This is a genomic window from Aminobacter sp. BE322, assembly GCF_050433525.1.
In the GTDB taxonomy this organism is placed as follows: Bacteria; Pseudomonadota; Alphaproteobacteria; order Rhizobiales; family Rhizobiaceae; genus Aminobacter.
The window spans coordinates 106,806-125,440 of the sequence record NZ_JBNPXB010000005.1 but is presented as its reverse complement, the minus strand read 5'-3'; the positions used below and the strand labels follow the sequence as shown (position 1 = coordinate 125,440).

Sequence of the window (18,635 nt, the reverse complement as noted above, 5' to 3'; positions counted from 1 at the left end):
ATGCGCTGCCGCCCGGACGGACAAGCAGAAGGAAAGCAGAGATGGAAAAGGACAAGGCAGTCGATTCGCGCGCCGCGATGGACGGCGAGATCGGCATTCTCGCCCGGCGCAAGATCGAGGCGGGCATCATCGCGCCAATCTACGAGGTGATGCGCGAAAGGCTGGGCGAGGAGGTCGCGCAGTCGATCCTCGACACCGCGATCACGCGGGCGGCCATCGCCGCCGGCAGGAGCTTTGCCGCCAAGACGCCCGGCGGCACGACGCTGCGGACCTTCCAGGAACTGCAGGACCTGTGGACGCAGGACGATGCGCTCGTCATCGAGGTCACCAAGGCCACCGACGAGGAGTTCCACTACAACGTCAAGCGCTGCCGCTATGCCGAAACCTACAAGGAGATGGGCCTCGGCCACATCGGTCATCTGCTCTCCTGCAATCGCGACGGCGTGTTCTGCACCGGCTACGATCCGCGCATCACGCTGGAGCGCACGCAGACGGTGATGGAAGGCGCCTCGCATTGCGACTTCAAGTACCGCTTCGACGCGAAGGCGAAGCCTGCCTCCGAATGAGCGGCGCCAAGGCACCGGCCGCACTCCAGCACACGGGAACCCGACAAGTCATGGCAAGCATCGACGGCAGCCGCCTGTGGAACGACATCGTTTCCACCGCGCAGTTCGGCGCGTCCGGAACCACCGGGGTAACGCGCCTGGCGCTTTCGCAGGAGGACCGGCAGGTCCGCGAATGGTTCGCGGCCGAATGCGGCGCGCTGGGCTGCACGGTCGAGGTCGACCGCATCGGCAACATGTTCGCGACCTATCCCGGCGAGGACATGGGCCTCGACGCCATAGCCGTCGGCAGCCATCTCGACACCCAGCCGGGCGGCGGACGCTTCGACGGCATACTCGGCGTGCTCGCCGGCGTCGAGCTGGTCCGCAGCCTGCGCGAGGCGTCGATGCGGCTGCGGCGGCCGCTGACGGTGGTCAACTGGACCAACGAGGAGGGCTCGCGCTTCTCTCCGGCGATGATGGGATCGGGCGTCTATGCCGGCGTGCGCGCCGTCGAGGAGGTCGAGGCGATCGAGGACAAGGCGGGAACGACCGTCGGGCAGGCGCTACGCGACATCGGCTTCCGCGGCGAGCTCGCCAGCCGGCCCGACTTCGCCGCCTATGTCGAACTGCACATCGAGCAGGGCCCGGCGCTCGAGGCCGCGGGCACCGAGATCGGCATCGTCACCGGGGTGCAGGGCGTGCGCTGGTTCGACATCACCATCGAGGGCACGGAATCGCACGCCGGCAGCACGCCGATGGGCCAGCGCGACGACGCGCTCGTGGCCGCCGCGCACATCGTGATCGCCGTGCAGGACCTGGCCAGGCGCAACGCGCCCGGCGTGGGCACCGCAGGCTTCATCCGGGCCGAACCCAATTCCCGCAACGTGGTGCCGGGCGCGGTGCGTCTCGAGGTCGACCTGCGCCATCCGTCCGAAGCCGGGCTCGCGGCGATGGAGAAGGCGTTGCGCGACGAGGTCGCGCATGTCTCGCCGGCGGCCGAGGTCAGCCGCATCTGGAACAAGGCGCCGGTCGAATTCGATCCGCGCTGCGTCGATGCCGTTCGCCGCAGCGCCCGGGCGTTGGGCCTCTCGGCGGCCGAGATGGTCTCGGGCGGCGGCCACGACGCGGCGCATGTCGCGGCACTCGCCCCTACCGCGATGATCTTCATTCCGTCGAAGGACGGCCTGTCGCACAACGAGCTGGAATATTCCTCGCCCGAGGAATGCGCCAATGGCGCGGCGGTGCTGCTGCACACGGTGCTGGAGATCGACCTCATGCTCGTGGGCCGGCTGTAGCCAAGGCATTCGGCGTCGGGCTGTCGCCATGCCGTCTTGACGGACGAGCATGGTCGCGCATGCCCTCATTGAACAGTCCGCGTGTGATCCCCGATGCGGTTATTGGCTCTCGGGATAATGGCAGGCAGCCATATGGCCGCTGTTTTCGGATCGGGGGCTCAACTCGGGATCCAGACGGGCGCAGATGTCGGAGGCCTTCCAGCATCTTGTACGGAACCTGCATCCCGAGGGCGGATTTGCAGGATTGGGAGGGTCGCCGACAAGCGTGATGCGTTTGCGGGCATCACGCCTGGCCCGTTCGATCTGCGGCACGGCCGAGAGCAAGGCAAGCGTGTAGGGATGCCGCGGCCGCTCGAAGACCGCCTCCCGTGGCCCGATCTCGACGATCCGGCCGAGATACATCACCGCAATACGTTCGCTCACGTAGCGCACCACGGAGAGATCGTGTCCGATGAAGACGAAGGTCAGTCCCAGTTCCCGGCGCAGATCGTCGAGGAGATTGAGCACCTGGGCCTGAACCGACACATCGAGCGCCGAAACCGGCTCGTCCAGGAACAGCACCTTCGGACCCAGGATCAGGCTGCGCGCGATCCCCACGCGCTGACGCTGTCCTCCCGAAAGCTGATGCGGATAGCGATCGGCCTGACGGGCATCCAGTCCGACCTTCTCCAACATCCGGAGCACCTGGGCGCGCCGCTCGGCCGCGGCAAGCCGTAGGCCACTCACCTGCAAAGGCTCCTCGACGATCTGCCGAACCGTCATCCGGGGATCGAGGGAAGCAAAGGGGTTCTGGAACACCATCTGGACGTCGCGCCGCCAACGGCGCGTTTCGGCTCGGCTCATGTCGAACACTTCACGCCCGGCATAGCGGAACGAACCGCTGGTCGGGCGTACCAGTCCCATCAGCGCGTTGACCATGGTGGACTTGCCGCAGCCGGACTCGCCCACGACTCCGAGGCCCTCGCCGCGCTGGACCGAAAACGAGATCTTGTCGACCGCCTGGATCGAGCCAACCGTCCGGCGCAGCAGTCCGGCGCGCACCGGGAAATGACAGACCAGATCCGAAACCTCGATCAACGGCTGATCCGGCTCAGGGCTTGAAAACGACTGCCCGACTTCCATCGGCAAGCACCTCTTCGCTAAAGTGACAGGCGGCCATCTTCCCAGGCGCCACTTCGCGCAAGGGAGGCCGCTCGTGCAGGCAAATCTGCTGCCGCAACGGGCATCGCGGAGCGAAGGCGCAGCCGGCCGTCGCATCGGCCAGGCTCGCCGGCTTGCCGGGAATGACAGGAAGGCGCTGTGCTGCTTCGTCCATCCTCGGCACGCATGCGGCCAGCGCCCTCGAATAGGGATGGGCTGCGGTGCTGAGGATGCTTTGCGGCGTTCCGCTTTCGACAACGCGGCCCGCATAGAGGATGACGACGCGGTCGGCATTTTCCGCGACGACCCCGAAGTCGTGGGTCACCAGCATCATGCCCATCCGCTTCTCCTCCTGGAGAGCCACGAGCAGTTGCATGATCTGCGACTGCACGGTCACATCGAGCGCGGTGGTCGGCTCGTCGGCGATCAGCAGACGGGGTTCGAGCGCGATTGCCATGGCGATCATCACGCGCTGTCGCATGCCGCCGGACAGTTGGTGGGGGTAGTCCTTGGCGCGAGCCGCGGCATTGGGCAGGCCGACGCGCATCATCAGCTCGACCGCGTTCCGCCAGGCATCGGCGGAGCTCATCCCCTTGTGCACCTTGAACACCTCGGCGATCTGCCAGCCGACGGAATAGACCGGATTGAGCGCGGTCGGCGCATCCTGGTGGACCATCGCCATTTCCGGTCCGCGCAATCCGCGGCGGCGATCCGGAGACAGGTTCAGCAAATCCTCTCCGCGGTATGAGATCCGTCCGTTGGTTATGCGGATGCCAGGAGACAGGATTCCCATGATCGCCAGGGCGGTCATGCTCTTGCCCGCCCCCGACTCCCCCATCACGGCAAGGACTTCGCCGGACTGGATGTCGAACGATACTTCGTCCAGCAGCGGCGTTCGGCTCGGACCGGACCCCAGTGCGAGGGACAGCCTGTCGACGCGAAGCAGCGGCTCGAAGGCAGAATTGCGTTGGAAGGGCGTCATGCGCTTTCTACCGGGAACGTGGGTCAAAGGCGCGCCGCACGGCTTCTCCGAACAGCACCATGGTAAGCACCGTCACGGTCAGCAGCAGACTCGGAAACAGCAGCATGTGGGGGGCGCTGGCCAGATAGGGCTGGGCGTCGCTGATTGCCGTCCCCCAGGAAATGATCGGCGCCTGCAGGCCGAGCCCGAGATAGGACAGGGTCGCCTCGGCCCCGACATAGCCACCGAGCGAAAGCGTGGCCATGACCAGCAGCGGTGTGACGGAATTGGGCAGGATGTGCCGAACCGCAATCCAGAGATCGCCCGCGCCGGCTATTCTCGCAGCACGCACATATTCGGCATGCTTGGTCTGCAACACGCTTGCGCGCATCAGTCTGGACTCGGTCGCCCAGCCCAGGACGGACAGCACAAGCGCCAGCCGGATAATGCTGCTGCCATCTCCCGACCCGAGAGTCGCCAGGATGACGATCGCGCCGAGCAGGGTTGGCAAGCCGAGGACCACGTCGGTCATCCGGGAGATGACCGAATCCGTGGCCCCGCCATAAAAGCCGGCGAGCAGGCCCACCACCCCGCCGATAAATGTGCTTCCGATCGTCGCCAGCAGCGCCACGACCAGCGACGCCCTGGCTCCGTAGATAGTCCTGGCAAAGACGTCGCAGCCTTGGATGTCGAAACCGAACCAATGGCCATAGCTGGGCGGCTTGCGGGCATTGAGAAGCTGGCACTGGCGCGGGTCGAGCGAGGTGAACAGGCTGGGCGCCACGGCCATGACCACCAGCATCAACAGAACGGCCAGAGCCACCCAAACCATGGGAGAGCGCAAGAGCAACGTTGCGGCTTCGCCGGTCAGCGAGCGCCCAGGCCTGGTGTTTTCGACGAACTCTCCAGGCGAGCCTCCCGGCATCGCGATGGTTGTCTTGGTTTCAGTCATATCGAATCCGGGGGTCCAGGACCGCGTAGGCGATGTCCACGAGGAGATTGATGATCAGATAGGCAACGACGATGACCGTGACGGCGCCGACGATAGTGATGCCATCGTGGCTCCGGATCGATCTAACGATGAGCCCGCCGATGCCGCGGATATTGAAGACGCCTTCCACGACCACGGCCCCTGCCAGCAACCCGCCGATATCCTTGCCGACATAGGTCACGACAGGGATGAGGCTGTTGCGGAGGGCATGGATTCCGACAATCCGGCTCATCCGCAGCCCCTTGGTCTGGGCCGTACGGATGTAGTCGCTCTGCAGGCTGTCGATCACGGCCGTCCGCGTAAGCCGCGACAGCGTTACCTGATGCGCGAGTGCGAGGACCATGGCGGGCAGCAGCAGCTGATAGTAGCTGCTGGCGTCGCTGACGGTCACAGGGAACCAACCAAGCCGGACACCGAATACCAACTGGGCCAGGTTGGCGATCACGAAGCCGGGAAAGGCGATGATGACCAGGCCCAGCAGGAGATTGGCCGTGTCGAAAGCGCCGCCGGGTCTGAGCGCCGCCAGAATGCCGATGGCGACGCCAATCAGCACTTCGATTGCCACCGCCAACAGCGCGAGCCTGATGGTCGCAGGAAATGCCGCTAGCAGCTGTTCCGACACATCGCGTCCGGTGAACGATTTTCCCAGGTCGCCCTGCATCAGATCCGCAACATAGTAGCCGTATCGGACTATCAGCGGTCGATCGAGCTTGAACTCTTCGGTCGCCTGGGCAACGAAAGCTTCGGGACACTCCCTGTCTCCGCATTTGCCCGCGAGGGGGTCTCCTGGCATGCCCCATGCCAGGAAGAAGACGACAAAGGTCGTGCCGAGAAACACAGGGATGAACTGTATCAGCCGGCGCAGGATGTAACCTGTCATTTCATTGCCCTGTTCAAGCCATGTTTCCCGGCACGCTGGGTCATTCCGCAAGCGTTACCGCGGAATAGTCCGGTCGGCCGTTGGAATAGAGAGCAACGCCCTTGATCTTCGGCGAATAGCCCACCGTCGTCATCGGGTTCCATAGCGGGATGCGCGGCATTTCCTTGGCCAGCAGTCGCTCTGCCTCCTGATAGGTCCGGACGCTATCGGCAGGAGCCTCGGTCGCCGCCTTCGCGATCAGCGCGTCGAATTCGGCATTCTCGTAGGAGCCGCGATTGGAGGTTCCCTTGCTGGAGTAGAGCGGGATGAGCGCATTGTCGATGGACGGGTAGTCCATCGTCCAATTCGACGGGAACGGGCCATCCGCCTTGCCGGAGCGGGTGAAGGAGCGGAATGTCGAGTTGTCCGATAGGGCCGATGTCAGACAATTGATCTGCAGCGTGTTCTGGATGCTGTTGCAGATCGCGTCCATGGCCGGTTTGGCCCCTCCATCGCCGGCATAGTAGATCTTGATCTCCCCGCTGTAACCGCCTTCCTTGGCAAGCAGTTCCTTGGCCTTTTCGGGATTGTATTCGCAAAACTCGCCGCAGGCGCCCGCCTGATAGCCTTCGACCCCTGGTGGCACCCAGCCGGTGGCAGGCTGACCGATGCCGCTGAAGATGACGTCGATGATGGTCTTGCGGTCGATCGACATGGAAACCGCCTGCCGGATGCCTGGCTTCAGCAACTGTGCATTGGCGTCCGTGAAGGGCATGCCGAGACCCTGAAGATTGGCGCGCGGCTGCTGCAGGACGCGTCCCTCGAGGTCGGTCTTCCACAGCTCGCCGACGAGCTTCGACGCCGGAATGTCGCGCATCAGATCCAGGTTTCCGGCGATCAGGTCGTTATAGGCTGCCTCTTCGTTGGAATAGATCCGCAGTTCGATGCCCTTTAGCTGAGGATGCCGGCTGCCGGCGTAGCCGGGGAACGCGGCGAGCCTGTACCCCGTATCGGGCGTGCCGGATTCGAACTGGAAGGGCCCGGCCCCGATCGGTTTCGCGCCGAATGCCTCGGGATCCAGGAAAAAGGAATCCGGCATTGGATAGAAGGCCTTGTAGGTCAGCTGCGACTTGAAGGTCGGCACCGGCGACTTCAGCACGACCTTGAACGAGAAGTCGTCGATCACCTCAAGACCCTTCATTGCCTTCGCGGTCGGCTCGGGTGCCTTCTCGCCCTTGGGCGCCTTCGGATTGAGATCCTCGTAGCCCTCGATTGTCGAGAACCAGTCGTTGTTCGACTGCCCATTGGGGCCATAGGCAGCCCAATTCCAGGCATCGACGAAGTTCCTGGCCTTTACGGCCGAGCCGTCATGGAACGTCCATCCCTTCTTCAGGGTGATCGTCCAGACCTTGTTGTCGGTCGTCTCGATCTTCTCGGCGATGTCGTCGACGACGGCGCCAGTCTTGGCATCGGTCGTGACAAGGCCGGCCAGAATCGGCTGCAGAACGTCCGAACCGCAGCTCTCGGTCGTGTTCGTCGGGATCAGCGGGCCGGCCGGCGCGCATGCGGATACCGTGATCCAGCCCTGCTCCGCCGCCGCTGCAGGTGAACCCATGCCGCCGATGGCGCCAAAGGCCAGCAGGGCAAGAAGACTTGTCGACCTATTCATATTCTCCTCCTGACTTGGAAAATTGGACTTTTCGATCTGCGACGCGGCCGCAAGGCCGCCGGCGACGGCCAGCAAGCTCAACTGATCGTCGCCAGGCTCTATGCAAAGATGAACCAGCTACGACTGCCTGAACTGCGCAGGGTTTCCCATTCCATGGCTGGTTGTCAGCTCTGACGGTTTCCACCCGATGATCCCCCGCGCCAGTTTCGACGGCCGGGCGAGCAAGCCTGGATCGAGGGATCCTCAAACATTTCCGAACGCGCCTCCCCTCAGAAAACTCCGTGCGATTATGCGCTTGTGTGTTTATGTGTATTTGTATACATATCCACAAAACACTTGGCAAGCGGCAATTCCAGCAGCGATGGCGATGACGGCTTGGTGGGGAATGTTGCGAGCCGCGCAAGCGGAAGGACGCGCAGTGCGTCCCTCAACACTACTGGGACACGAGGGGAAACGATGGATCGCATCTTGGTCGAAGGCCTGACCGACGTCACCTGCCTCGGGGGGCAACACTCATGCCCACAACGAAGTGGATTGCCTCGCAGGCCTGCGTGGGCGGACGGCCATGCTCCGCCAGCACGACATGAACCTTGAGCGGGCCTGGGCAGCCTGCCATTCGCGGACCGCTGCTCTTGCCCTGCCATATTCACCCTGCCTCTCAGCTACTAACCAAAAGGATCGAACACCGATGCGTGAAATGTTGATGGCCAAAGGGGCCGCCAAGCTCGTGAACGTCTGCGCGGCAGTCAAGCCGGGGGAGGACGTGCTGATCATCACGGATGCAGCGCAGGACTTCTTGCTTGCAAAGGTCCTGGCCTCGGCGGTCGCCGCCGCCGACGCAAACCCGATCATCATGACGATGAGCCGGGTTAAGAACGACTCCGGCGAACCCAGCCCCGCGGTTGCCGCGGCCATGAAATCCGCCCCCGTGGTGTTCACGCCGGTTTCGGTTTCCATCACCCACACGCATGCCGTGAAGGACGCCTGCGCGGCAGGGGCGCGCATCGTGGCGCTCACCCAGTGGCTCCCCGAGATGATGATGGGCGGCGGCATCGATGCGGACTTTGCCGCGATCGAGCCGCACGTCATGAAGATGGCCGCCATCTGGGACAAGGGTTCGGAGGTCCGTGTCACGACCGAAGCGGGCACCGATCTGACGCTCGACATTCGCGGCCGCCTGGGAACGCCTCACGCCAAGACGGGCATCGTCCGGCCGGGCGACTTCCATCCGGTTCCGGATATCGAATCCCCCGTATCGCCGGTGACCGCGGAGGGGCGGATAGTGTGCGATGCATCGATCCCCTACCTTGGCATCGGCGTTCCCGATCAGCCGGTCACGCTCGAAGTGCGCGACGGCAACGTCGTTTCGATCACCGGCGGCCGAGACGCCGAAAAGGTCCGCGCCGCCTGGGAGGCGATGAACGATCCCAATGTCTACAACGTCGCCGAGATCGGCATCGGCATGAACCCGCATTGCCGGCTGATCGGCTCGATGCTCGAGGACGAAGGCGTCGCCAGCACCTGCCATATCGGCGTCGGCACCTCGATCACACTGGGCGGAACCGTCAAGGCGGCCTGCCACTACGACTTCATCATGCACAACCCGACGATCACCGTGGATGGCCGAACGGTGATGCGCGCCGGCGTGATGGAAATCTGAACAGGTCGGCCTTCAGGGAGGAGCTGAAATGAACAAAGGGCTGGGAATCTTCGTAGCCGCCGGTTTGGCGGCTACGCTCGCAACGATCGGTCATGCCGAGGAACTGACCGGGACGCTCAAGAACGTCAAGGACAGCGGCACGATCTCCATCGGTCATCGGGAGACGAGCATTCCGTTCTCCTACTATGACAACGACCAGAAGGTGGTCGGCTATTCGCAGGACATTGCCCTGCAACTCGTCGACGCGGTCAAGGCCCATCTCGGCATGGCCGAACTGAACGTGAACCTCGTGCCGGTCACCTCGCAGACCCGCATTCCGCTATTGATCAACAATACGATCGACCTGGAATGCGGCACCACGACAAACAACAAGGAACGGCAAAAGCAGATCGGTTTCTCGACCAACTTCTTTATCATCGGCACCAGGCTGCTCACCCGCAACGGATCGGGGATCTCCGATTTCCCCGACCTCGCCGGAAAGAACGTCGTCGTCTCGGCCGGCACCACCTCCGAGAAGGTGCTGCGTCAGATGAACGAAGCAAAAGGCATGGACATGCGCATCATCAGCGCCAAGGACCATGGCGAGGCATTCGTCACCCTGGAATCCAACAAGGCAGTCGCCTTCATGAGCGACGACGCAATTCTCTATGGCGAGATATCGAAGGCAAAGAACCCAGCCGACTGGCACATCACCGGAACCGCGCAGACGAACGAGGTCTATGCCTGCGGCATGCGCAAGGACGATCCGGCCTTCAAGAAGGTGATCGACGACCAGATGGCCGAGATGATGAAGAGCGGCGAGATGGCGAAGATCTACGACAAGTGGTTCAACGCGCCGATCCCGCCTCGCGACGTCGTCCTTGGCGTGCCGCTGGGGGAAGAGATGAAGAAGCTCTACGCCGAGCCCAACGACATCCCGCTGCAGTGATCCGGCACGGCACGAGGTCGGAGCAGGCGCTTGGAGAGCCGCAATGAACTACGACTGGAACTGGGGCGTTTTCTGGGAACCGACGATCACCGGGGAAGGACGCTACATTGACTGGCTTCTGTCCGGCCTTGGCTGGACAATTGCCATATCCCTCAGTTCGTGGATCATCGCGCTGTCCATCGGAACAGTGCTTGGGGTCATCCGCACGCTGCCTGGCAGAAGTGTGCGGATGGCAACAGGTGCCTATGTCGAGCTGTTCCGTAACATTCCGCTGCTGGTACAGCTCTTCCTTTGGTACTACGTCGTGCCGCAATTGTTGCCACTCGACTGGCAGTTCTGGCTGAACGGGCTTGATCCCCGTGTCATGCAGGTCGGCTCGGTGGTGCTGTGCCTTGGGCTCTTCACCTCCGCCCGCGTATGCGAACAGGTGCGGGCGGGGATCGAGGCGCAGCCCGGGGGCCAGAAGAGCGCCGCGCTGGCCCTCGGCCTCACCTTGCGGCAGGCCTACCAATATGCGCTGCTGCCGATGGCGTTTCGCATCATCATTCCGCCGCTGACATCGGAATTCCTGAACGTCTTCAAGAATTCCGCGGTGGCGCTGACCATTGGCCTGCTCGAATTGACGGGGCAAACGCGGCAGATCAGCGAGTTCAGCGCCCAGATCTTCGAGACCTTCCTGGCCGCGACCAGCATCTACTTCCTGGTGACCTATCTGGTCAGCGTCGCCATGCGCCTGCTCGAGAGGAGCATGCGGGTTCCCGGGTTTGTCGGCGGAGCCCGGTCATGAGCTACGATTTCGACTGGAGCGTCATCGGCATTTCGCTCCCCTTCCTCTGGCAAGGCATGAAGTTCACGCTGTTGCTGCTTTTGTGGTCGCTGGTCGGCGGCATCGTTTGGGGAACATGCCTTGCCCTCATGCGCCTGTCGTCGGTGCGCTGGCTGTCTTTCCTGGCGAGCGTCTATGTAGATGTGTTCCGATCGGTCCCGCTGGTTCTCGCGATTTTCTGGTTCTATTTCCTGATCCCGCTGGTCATCCAGGCCTTCACCGGCCGGGCCTCGCCGATCGGGCCCTACTACTCTGCCTTCGTCGCCTATGTGATGTTCGAGGCGGCATATTTCTGCGAGGTCATTCGCGCCGGCATACAGAGCGTACGTTCGGGCCAGATCAACGCGGCGGTCGCCCTTGGCATGACCTATGGCCAAACCATGCGCTACGTGGTGCTGCCGCAGGCGTTCCGCAACATGCTGCCGCTGTTTCTGACCAAGAGTATCATCATCTTCCAGGATACCTCTCTGGTCTACGTGATCAGCCTGAACGATTTCCTCGGCGTGGCGAGCAAGATCGGCCAGCGCGACAGTCGGCTCGTCGAACTCTATCTGTTCGCCGGCGCGGTCTACTTCGTGATCAGCTTCGTCGCATCCCAGCTGGTCGACAAGTACTTCATCCAAAAGCGGGCGTGATCGTCTTAACCGCTGAATTTCTTTGCAATTCAACAGGATAACCCATGGGCAATTTCGAATTCTTCACCAACAACCACCTGTTCGAAAACGGCTCGTCGGATCGCTTCCTGTCCAAATGGGCTGCAGAAGCGGACCTGGCTCAGCTTCGCCAAATCATCAGCGATCGGCACTCTTACGTCGCCTCGGTCGCCTTCCCCTACGAACTCGCGCTTGCTGCCATGGCCAAGCGGCTGCCGCAGAAGGTCTCGATCAACAACCTGGCGCTTCAGATCCACAAGCTGGTCCAGCACCTCGGGGATTCGCACGCCATGGTCGTGGATTGGCGGAAGCACCTGCCCGCAGGCTACAGCCCGGTGGCAATCGGCGTGAAGGGCAATCTGGGCTTCGCCTATCACCCGCAGACGCGCCGGCTGGTCGACACGCGGCACCCCTATGTCAGGGCGATAGACGGCATGCCGCTGCATCGGTGGCTGGAGGCCGCCGGCAATATCACGAGCGGCCCCTTCGCCTCTCGATCCCAGCGCCTCGCGCGCAGCCTCAGCTTGATGCGGTTCGTCGAATACATGCGGCGTGAACTCGACCTGCCCGGCTCATCGCATGTCACGCTCGAGCTGACCGATGTGGCCGGCCGCTCCGTCTCGACGGTCGAACTGCCGCTCACCGACAGGCTGGACCAGCCCGACCAGCTGCTTCCGCTCTCCAATGACAGCAAGGTCCTCCCGGGCAATGTCGGCTATCTGCGCATCTATTCGCAAAAGGACAGCGCGCTGGCGGGGCGCATCGACGGTATCATGCGCCGGTTCCAGGCAACCGATGCCCTGATCATCGATGCCCGGCAATGCGGCGGTGGAACGCGCGAAAACCTCGCCGCCCTGTTCCCGTACTTCATGCGGCCCGAAGACGGCGTCTACATCCACAACGTTGCCAGACTGCGGGCAGCGCGCGGCACGCCGCTTGCCGAACTGGTCGACAGGCTGAAAGTCGACGACAAGGCAATGGATTATCGCCTGGATCCGCGGATAGCCGCCGAGGAGCGCCAGGCGCTGGAGGCCTTCCTCGCCGATTTCCGTCCCCAATGGCAGCCGCCCGCCGAAGACTTCACGGACTGGTATTTCGGGAAGCTTCGCGCCGTTCCGGGCAAGCCGCACTACGACAGGCCTGTCTATCTGCTGATGGATTGGGGGGTCGGCAGCGCAGGCGACATTTTCGTCTCGACCTTCAAGGGATGGCGCGGCGTCACGCTCGTCGGGCTGCCCAGCAACGGGCGCAGCGGCAACAGCATTCCATTTCAGCTGGGAAACAGCGGTATCGCCGTCCGCCTGTCCACGATGGCTTCATTCCAGAAGACGGGCGAGATGTATGACGGCTACGGAATCGCGCCGGATGTGACCATGGAAGCCGAAATTTCGGACTGGCTGGGCGAAACGGACACCGTGCTCGACCGCGTCCTGAACCTGGCCATCGCGGCCGCGCGGGACATGAGGATCGGCTGAGATGATCGTCATTCGGGAGGTTTCGAAGTGGTATGGCACGACGCAGGTGCTGGACGGTTGCTCCTCGTCCGTGGCGAAGGGCCAGGTCGTGGTGGTTTGCGGCCCGTCAGGCTCCGGGAAATCCACCCTCATAAAATGTGTCAACGGGCTTGAGCCCTTCCAGAATGGCGAGGTCGTGGTCGACGGCATTTCCGTCAACGCGCAGGATACCGACCTTCCGAAGCTGCGTTCGCGGGTCGGAATGGTGTTTCAGCACTTCGAACTGTTTCCGCACCTGACGGTACTGAAGAACCTGACACTGGCCCAGATGAAGGTCCTGAAGCGGCGAGAGCCGGCCGCGCTCGAGAAGGCGCGTCACTATCTCGGCCGGGTTGGGCTGATCGACCACAAGGACAAGTTCCCCGGCGAATTGTCGGGCGGGCAGCAGCAGCGAGTGGCCATTGCCAGGGCGCTGTGCATGGACCCCATCTGCATGCTCTTCGACGAGCCGACCTCGGCGCTCGATCCCGAAATGGTCAACGAGGTGCTCGATGTAATGACCAATCTTGCCCGGGAAGGCATGACGATGATGTGCGTGACCCATGAGATGGGTTTTGCCAAACGCGTGGCCGATCGGGTAATCTTCATGGATCGTGGGCGCATCGTTGACGATTGCGCAAAAGGCGAATTCTTTGGTAGTGCGCCGAAGTGTTCCGAGCGGGCGCAACAGTTTCTTTCAAAGATCATCAATCATTAGGGCACGACAGTATGGAACTTCAACGGACGGCATACTTTCCGAAGATGCGCGCTTCGGGCCGCGCATTGCCGCCCTTTGACCGCCTGGTAGCCTGGATATGCGCTCCGGAACGGGCCGACGGCGCCGTGGTGACCGAGCAGGAACTGGGTCAATTGGTCGACATCGGACGCACACCGTTGCGGGAAGTGCTCAATCAGGCCCAGATGATCGGCCTCATCCACCGCGAGCCCAATCGCTCGATAGAGATCCCGGCGCTGTCACGCGACGACATGGAGCAGTTGTCGGTCACGCGCGAGCAGCTGGAGGCGCTAATCGCGACGACGGTAACCGAGCGCTATGTCGCGAAGAATATCTCGATCGAACCCTTGGAACGCATAAATCGCAGGATGCACGCGCTTGCGGAGGCCGGCGATATGGAATTGCTGTTGGAGGGGGGCCTGGAGTTCCACGCCACCATGCGTGACCTGTCCGGCAATGCCGTCGCGTCGCGTCTGCTTGACCAGGTGATGATCGGTCTCGAGCGCTACCGCAAGCTGATGACCGAGCGCCTCGAACGCGGCGCCGAGATCGTTGCCGAACATGACCTCCTGCTCGAAGCCATTCGCGCCGGCGATGCGAAAGGTGCGGCCAAGGCTGCAAGGCATCACATCTCGCATGCACGCTCGCTCTATGGCTCCATAATGGAGGATCGCCGACACGGGCTCCCAGCAGCCGGCAGCTAGGCTTCGCTGGGGCGACGTCGACCGAGCAATATGGTGATCCCGACAGGAATCGAACCTGTGACCTACAGATTAGGAATCTGCCGCTCTATCCTACTGAGCTACGGGACCACTCGGCTGCACACATAGCGGCTTCGAGCGGATTCGCCAACGGTTTTTGGCGGGGGCCGGCCAAGTTCAGGCCGGGCCCGCCATGATGTGTCCGCCTCAGGCCGCCAGCGCCGTTTCCGCCAGCCGCACCCAATAGCTCACGCCGTGCGGGATCACCTCGTCGTTGAAGTCGTAGGCGGGGTGGTGGAGGTTGGCGCTGTCGCCGTTGCCGATGAAGATGAAGGCGCCGGGGCGCGCCTCCAGCATGTAGGAGAAGTCCTCGCCGCCCATCAGCGGCTGAATGGTGCGGTGCACCTGCGCGTCGCCGGCGATCCTGGCGGCCACGTCGCCGGCGAAGACCGTTTCCTCGGGATGGTTGAAGGTGACCGGGTAGTTGGCGTCGTAGTCGAGCTCGATTGCCGTGCCCGTGGCCTCCGCCACGCCGCGGCAGATGGCGCCCATGCGCTCCTCGGCCATCTTCGCCACTTCCTTCTTGAGCGTCCGCACGGTGCCGGCCAGCACCGCATGCTCGGGAATGATGTTGTAGGCGGTTCCGGCGTTGAACTTGGTCACCGAGACGACGATGGCCTCGGCCGGGTCGATCGAGCGCGCGGCGATGGTCTGCAGCGCCGCTACCAGCTGGCTGCCGGCGACGATCGGGTCGATGGCGCGGTGCGGGATCGCGGCATGCCCGCCCTTGCCCCTGACGGTGATGGTGAACTCGGCCGTCGCCGCCATGATCGGGCCCGGGCGGATGGCGAACTGGCCGACCGGCAGGCTCGGCATGTTGTGCATGCCGAACACCTTCTGGATGCCGAAGCGCTCCATCATGCCGTCCTTGACCATCTCGTTGCCGCCGCCGCCGCCCTCCTCGGCGGGCTGGAAGATGACGGCCACCGCGCCGGCGAAGTTGCGCGTCTCGGCGAGATACTTGGCGGCGCCCAGGAGCATGGCGGTGTGGCCGTCGTGGCCGCAGGCATGCATCTTGCCCGGCACCTTGGAGGCATAGGGCTTGCCGGTGATCTCCTCGATCGGCAGCGCGTCCATGTCGGCGCGCAGGCCGACCACTCCGCCGGTGCCGAGGCTGCCCCGGATGAGGCCGACCACGCCGGTCTTGCCGAGGCCGGTCACGACCTCGTCGCAGCCGAACTCCTTGAGCTTGGCGGTGACGAAATCGGCGGTCTCGAAGACGTCGAAGTTCAGCTCCGGCTTCTGGTGCAGGTGGCGGCGCCAGCCGGCGATCTCTTCCTGCATTTCCGCGGCTCGGTTCAGGATCGGCATGTCTTGTCTCGGCTTCCTGTCTGGGGGGAACCGCAAGGTTCCCGGATTCGCAATTGTGATCGCGCAAGCTCTGCCATCTTGGCGTCACATAGGCTATTTAGCAGCGGCGGCGACGCCGATGCCAGGCTTTGACCGGCTCGAGCGTTCCCATCCCGGTTTACGGAAATCTTATGGACGGCCGGTTATGATCGGCAAGAGGCGATTTCGGATTAGATGATGAAGATTGAGTTCGTCAGGAGCATCGTGATCGGCCTCATGGCCGCAACCGCGATCGGCGCAGCCCCCGCCGCAGCCAATCCGGCCCTGCTTTTCGACGTCAACACCGGCGCCGTGATCGAGCATCAGGACGCCTTCAAGCGCTGGCATCCGGCCTCGCTCACCAAGCTGATGACGGCCTACACCGCGTTCCGCGCTGTCCAGGCGGGCGAACTGGCGCTCGATTCGCCGATCAAGATCAGCAAGACGGCGGCGGCCATGCCGCCGAGCAAGATGGGCTACAAGCCGGGCTCGGTGCTGACCCTCGACAACGCCATCAAGATCATCATGGTCAAGTCCGCCAACGACATTGCCGCCGCCATCGGCGAGAATGTCGGCGGCTCGCAGGCGGCCTTCGCCGATCGCATGAACGCCGAGGCGCAGCGGCTGGGCATGGCCGACAGCCACTGGGTCAATGCCAACGGCCTGCACGAGCCCGACCAGTACACGACGGCGCGCGATCTCGCGATCCTGGTCCGGGCGATCAGGCTCGAGTTCCCGCAATACGCCTCGTACTTCAACATCGAAGGCATCGTCGCAGGCAAGAAGAAGCTGAAGAACTTCAATCCCCTGGTCGGCCGGTTCCCGGGAACCGACGGCATGAAGACGGGCTTCGTCTGCGAATCCGGCTTCAACCTGATCGCCTCTGCGACCCGCGACGGCAGGACGCTCGCCGCCATCGTGCTCGGTGCGGGCTCGCCCGACGACCGCGCCGAGGAAGCCGCCGAGCTGCTGCAGGGCGGGTTCGGCCGCGCCGGCAGTTCGGTGAGCGTCGCCGGGCTCGCGCCCTATGGCGATGATCGAATGATCGCGACCAGCATGCGCGACCAGGTATGCTCGCCCAAGGCCAAGGCGACCGCCTCCGACGGCCCGGCGCCGACCGAGGCGGGTGCCGCGCCGGAAAAGGCCGAGGCGAGCGCCACGCCGGAAAAGGCTGGGGCCGCGGCTGCGCCGGAAAAGGTCTCGATCATCCCCGAGATGACGCGCGAGCGCGTCTGGGTCGCCGTCGCGCTCGGGGGCGCCAATGGACCCGTGCCCAAGGCTCTCGCCGGCCGCGATCCGGTCGAATATGCCGACGTGCCGCTGCCGACCTGGCGGCCGGACATGCCGGCCCCGGACGGGGCGGCGCCCGCCGTCCAGGCGCAGGCGAGCAAGGCCCGGTCGTGAACCCGCAGGCCGCATTCCCGATCCCGGTGTCGGTGCTGACGGGGTTCCTCGGCGCCGGCAAGACCACGCTGCTCAACAACCTGCTCAAGGATCCGGCGCTCACCGACACGGCCGTCATCATCAACGAGTTCGGCGACGTCGCCATCGACCACCTGCTGGTCGAGAAGGCCTCCGACGGCGTGATCGAGCTTTCCGACGGCTGCCTGTGCTGCACGGTGCGCGGCGAGCTCGTCGACACGCTGGCCGACCTGGTCGACCGCCTGCAGACCGGCCGCATCCAGCGGCTGGCGCGCGTGGTGATCGAGACCACCGGCCTTGCCGACCCGGTGCCGGTGCTGCAGTCGATCATGGGGCATCCGGCGCTGGTGCACGCATTCCGGCTGGACGGCGTCGTCACGGTCGTCGACGCGGTCAACGGGGCCGCCACGCTCGACGCCCATGTCGAGGCGGTCAAGCAGGTGGCGGTGGCCGACCGCCTCGTGCTCACCAAGTCCGACCTGGTCGACGACGCCGAATGGATCGACGCGCTCGCGGACCGGCTGCGCCGCATCAATCCCGGCGCCGAAATCCGCCCGGCGGGCGAGGGGGTGGTGGCGCAGCTCCTGCAATGCGGCCTCTACGACCCCGCCACCAAGACCGCCGACGTCCGCCGCTGGCTGGGCGAGGCCGCCGAACACGCGCATCATCATCATGACGGCCATCATCACCAAGGCCATGGTCACGAGCACGACCATGCGCATCATCATGATGCGCGCGTCGGCTCCTTCACGCTGGTGCATGGCGGCGCACTGCCGTTCTCGACGGTCGAGATGTTCCTCGACCTGCTCCTGTCGACCCAGGGCGACAAGCTGTTGCGCATCAAGGGCATCGTCGAACTCGCCGAGGATCCGTCGCGGCCGCTGGTCATCCACGGGGTGCAGAAGCTGCTGCATCCGCCGGCGCGCCTGCCGTCCTGGCCGGACGACGTCCGCGGCACGCGCCTGGTGCTGATCGGCATCGACCTGCCGCGCGACTATGTCGAACGGCTGTTTTCGGCCTTCGTCAACAAGCCGGCGATCGACACGCCCGACCGCGAGGCCATGGAAAACAATCCGCTGGCGATCGCCGGCCGGTAGGATTTGCCGAATGGCTTGTCGTGCGTCCTCGGACGCTCAGCCGCCCCGTTCGACCAGGAAGCGATGGCCGCCGGCGACAGCCATCGTCTCGACCAGCCTGTGGCCGGCGTCCTGGCAGAAGGCGGGGATGTCGATGACGGCAAGCGGGTCGGTCGTCTCAAGCCACAGCCGGCTGCCAGCCGCCATGTCGGCCAGGCGCCGCTTGGCCTTCAGCACCGGCAGGGGGCAGTTGAGCCCCCTGAGGTCGTAGATTTCCGTCGTTTCGCTCAC

Annotated in this window: 18 protein-coding genes and 1 tRNA gene; 11 read left to right on the top strand and 8 right to left on the bottom strand. The window is 64.0% G+C overall.

Going from position 1 to position 18,635, the window contains the following annotated elements; translation table 11 throughout:
- The first annotated feature begins 41 nt into the window (after positions 1 to 41).
- Together J2X50_RS10200 and J2X50_RS10195 are read left to right on the top strand one after the other, a co-directional pair.
- Positions 42 to 566, top strand: a complete 525-nt coding sequence (locus J2X50_RS10200; protein ID WP_429094473.1) for an L-2-amino-thiazoline-4-carboxylic acid hydrolase — start codon at positions 42 to 44, stop codon at positions 564 to 566.
- A 50-nt stretch (positions 567 to 616) separates the two neighbouring features.
- The gene (locus J2X50_RS10195; protein ID WP_429094471.1) at positions 617 to 1,840 is read left to right on the top strand and encodes a Zn-dependent hydrolase; all 1,224 of its coding nucleotides are present in this window, start codon (positions 617 to 619) and stop codon (positions 1,838 to 1,840) included.
- Positions 1,841 to 1,939: 99 nt separating this feature from the next.
- Here J2X50_RS10195 and J2X50_RS10190 read toward each other — a convergent pair whose 3' ends face one another.
- Genes J2X50_RS10190 through J2X50_RS10170 form a run of 5 tightly spaced genes read right to left on the bottom strand, consistent with a single transcriptional unit; the run spans position 1,940 to position 7,460 of the window.
- Positions 1,940 to 2,917 (bottom strand): ABC transporter ATP-binding protein, encoded by a 978-nt coding sequence (locus J2X50_RS10190; protein WP_429094469.1) that lies wholly within the window; start codon positions 2,915 to 2,917, stop codon positions 1,940 to 1,942.
- Positions 2,918 to 2,930: 13 nt separating this feature from the next.
- The gene (locus J2X50_RS10185; RefSeq protein ID WP_429094467.1) at positions 2,931 to 3,989 is read right to left on the bottom strand and encodes an ABC transporter ATP-binding protein; all 1,059 of its coding nucleotides are present in this window, start codon (positions 3,987 to 3,989) and stop codon (positions 2,931 to 2,933) included.
- Positions 3,970 to 4,893, bottom strand: coding sequence for an ABC transporter permease (locus tag J2X50_RS10180; RefSeq protein WP_429094465.1), 924 nt, complete (start codon positions 4,891 to 4,893; stop codon positions 3,970 to 3,972). The genes J2X50_RS10185 and J2X50_RS10180 overlap by 20 nt, the downstream gene beginning before the upstream one ends.
- On the bottom strand, positions 4,886 to 5,812 hold the full coding sequence (locus J2X50_RS10175) for an ABC transporter permease (RefSeq protein WP_429094463.1): 927 nt from the start codon (positions 5,810 to 5,812) through the stop codon (positions 4,886 to 4,888). The genes J2X50_RS10180 and J2X50_RS10175 overlap by 8 nt, the downstream gene beginning before the upstream one ends.
- A gap of 40 nt (positions 5,813 to 5,852) precedes the next feature.
- The gene (locus J2X50_RS10170) at positions 5,853 to 7,460 is read right to left on the bottom strand and encodes a peptide ABC transporter substrate-binding protein (RefSeq protein WP_429094461.1); all 1,608 of its coding nucleotides are present in this window, start codon (positions 7,458 to 7,460) and stop codon (positions 5,853 to 5,855) included.
- A 688-nt stretch (positions 7,461 to 8,148) separates the two neighbouring features.
- Here J2X50_RS10170 and J2X50_RS10165 point away from each other — a divergent pair.
- The 7 genes from J2X50_RS10165 to J2X50_RS10135 are packed head-to-tail and all read left to right on the top strand — an operon-like array spanning position 8,149 to position 14,460.
- Positions 8,149 to 9,120, top strand: coding sequence for an aminopeptidase (locus tag J2X50_RS10165; protein WP_429094459.1), 972 nt, complete (start codon positions 8,149 to 8,151; stop codon positions 9,118 to 9,120).
- 28 nt (positions 9,121 to 9,148) lie between these two features.
- The gene (locus J2X50_RS10160; RefSeq protein ID WP_429094457.1) at positions 9,149 to 10,048 is read left to right on the top strand and encodes a glutamate/aspartate ABC transporter substrate-binding protein; all 900 of its coding nucleotides are present in this window, start codon (positions 9,149 to 9,151) and stop codon (positions 10,046 to 10,048) included.
- A 43-nt stretch (positions 10,049 to 10,091) separates the two neighbouring features.
- The gene (locus J2X50_RS10155; protein WP_429094456.1) at positions 10,092 to 10,835 is read left to right on the top strand and encodes an amino acid ABC transporter permease; all 744 of its coding nucleotides are present in this window, start codon (positions 10,092 to 10,094) and stop codon (positions 10,833 to 10,835) included.
- On the top strand, positions 10,832 to 11,509 hold the full coding sequence (locus tag J2X50_RS10150; protein WP_429094454.1) for an ABC transporter permease subunit: 678 nt from the start codon (positions 10,832 to 10,834) through the stop codon (positions 11,507 to 11,509). Before J2X50_RS10155 ends, J2X50_RS10150 begins: the two co-directional genes overlap by 4 nt.
- A 44-nt stretch (positions 11,510 to 11,553) precedes the next feature.
- Positions 11,554 to 13,002 carry a S41 family peptidase gene (locus J2X50_RS10145; protein ID WP_429094452.1) on the top strand — a complete coding sequence of 483 codons (1,449 nt, stop codon included), beginning with the start codon at positions 11,554 to 11,556 and terminating at the stop codon, positions 13,000 to 13,002.
- A 1-nt stretch (position 13,003) separates the two neighbouring features.
- Positions 13,004 to 13,738 (top strand): amino acid ABC transporter ATP-binding protein, encoded by a 735-nt coding sequence (locus tag J2X50_RS10140; protein WP_429094450.1) that lies wholly within the window; start codon positions 13,004 to 13,006, stop codon positions 13,736 to 13,738.
- Between the two features lie 11 nt (positions 13,739 to 13,749).
- Positions 13,750 to 14,460 carry a GntR family transcriptional regulator gene (locus J2X50_RS10135; protein ID WP_429094448.1) on the top strand — a complete coding sequence of 237 codons (711 nt, stop codon included), beginning with the start codon at positions 13,750 to 13,752 and terminating at the stop codon, positions 14,458 to 14,460.
- 31 nt (positions 14,461 to 14,491) lie between these two features.
- On the opposite strand, the gene J2X50_RS10130 is transcribed toward J2X50_RS10135, so the two are convergent.
- A tRNA-Arg gene (locus J2X50_RS10130) sits at positions 14,492 to 14,568 on the bottom strand.
- Between the two features lie 96 nt (positions 14,569 to 14,664).
- Positions 14,665 to 15,828, bottom strand: a complete 1,164-nt coding sequence (locus tag J2X50_RS10125; protein ID WP_429094446.1) for a M20 aminoacylase family protein — start codon at positions 15,826 to 15,828, stop codon at positions 14,665 to 14,667.
- Positions 15,829 to 16,041: 213 nt separating this feature from the next.
- On the opposite strand from J2X50_RS10125, the gene J2X50_RS10120 reads away from it, so the two are divergent.
- Positions 16,042 to 17,250: a serine hydrolase gene (locus J2X50_RS10120; protein ID WP_429094445.1), complete on the top strand. Its 1,209-nt coding sequence runs from the start codon at positions 16,042 to 16,044 to the stop codon at positions 17,248 to 17,250.
- Positions 17,247 to 18,365 carry a CobW family GTP-binding protein gene (locus tag J2X50_RS10115; RefSeq protein WP_429094443.1) on the top strand — a complete coding sequence of 373 codons (1,119 nt, stop codon included), beginning with the start codon at positions 17,247 to 17,249 and terminating at the stop codon, positions 18,363 to 18,365. The genes J2X50_RS10120 and J2X50_RS10115 overlap by 4 nt, the downstream gene beginning before the upstream one ends.
- A 36-nt stretch (positions 18,366 to 18,401) precedes the next feature.
- Here the strand turns inward: J2X50_RS10115 and J2X50_RS10110 are convergent, their stop codons facing one another.
- Entirely contained in the window at positions 18,402 to 18,635 is a 234-nt protein-coding gene (locus tag J2X50_RS10110) for a sulfurtransferase TusA family protein (RefSeq protein ID WP_429094441.1), read from the bottom strand.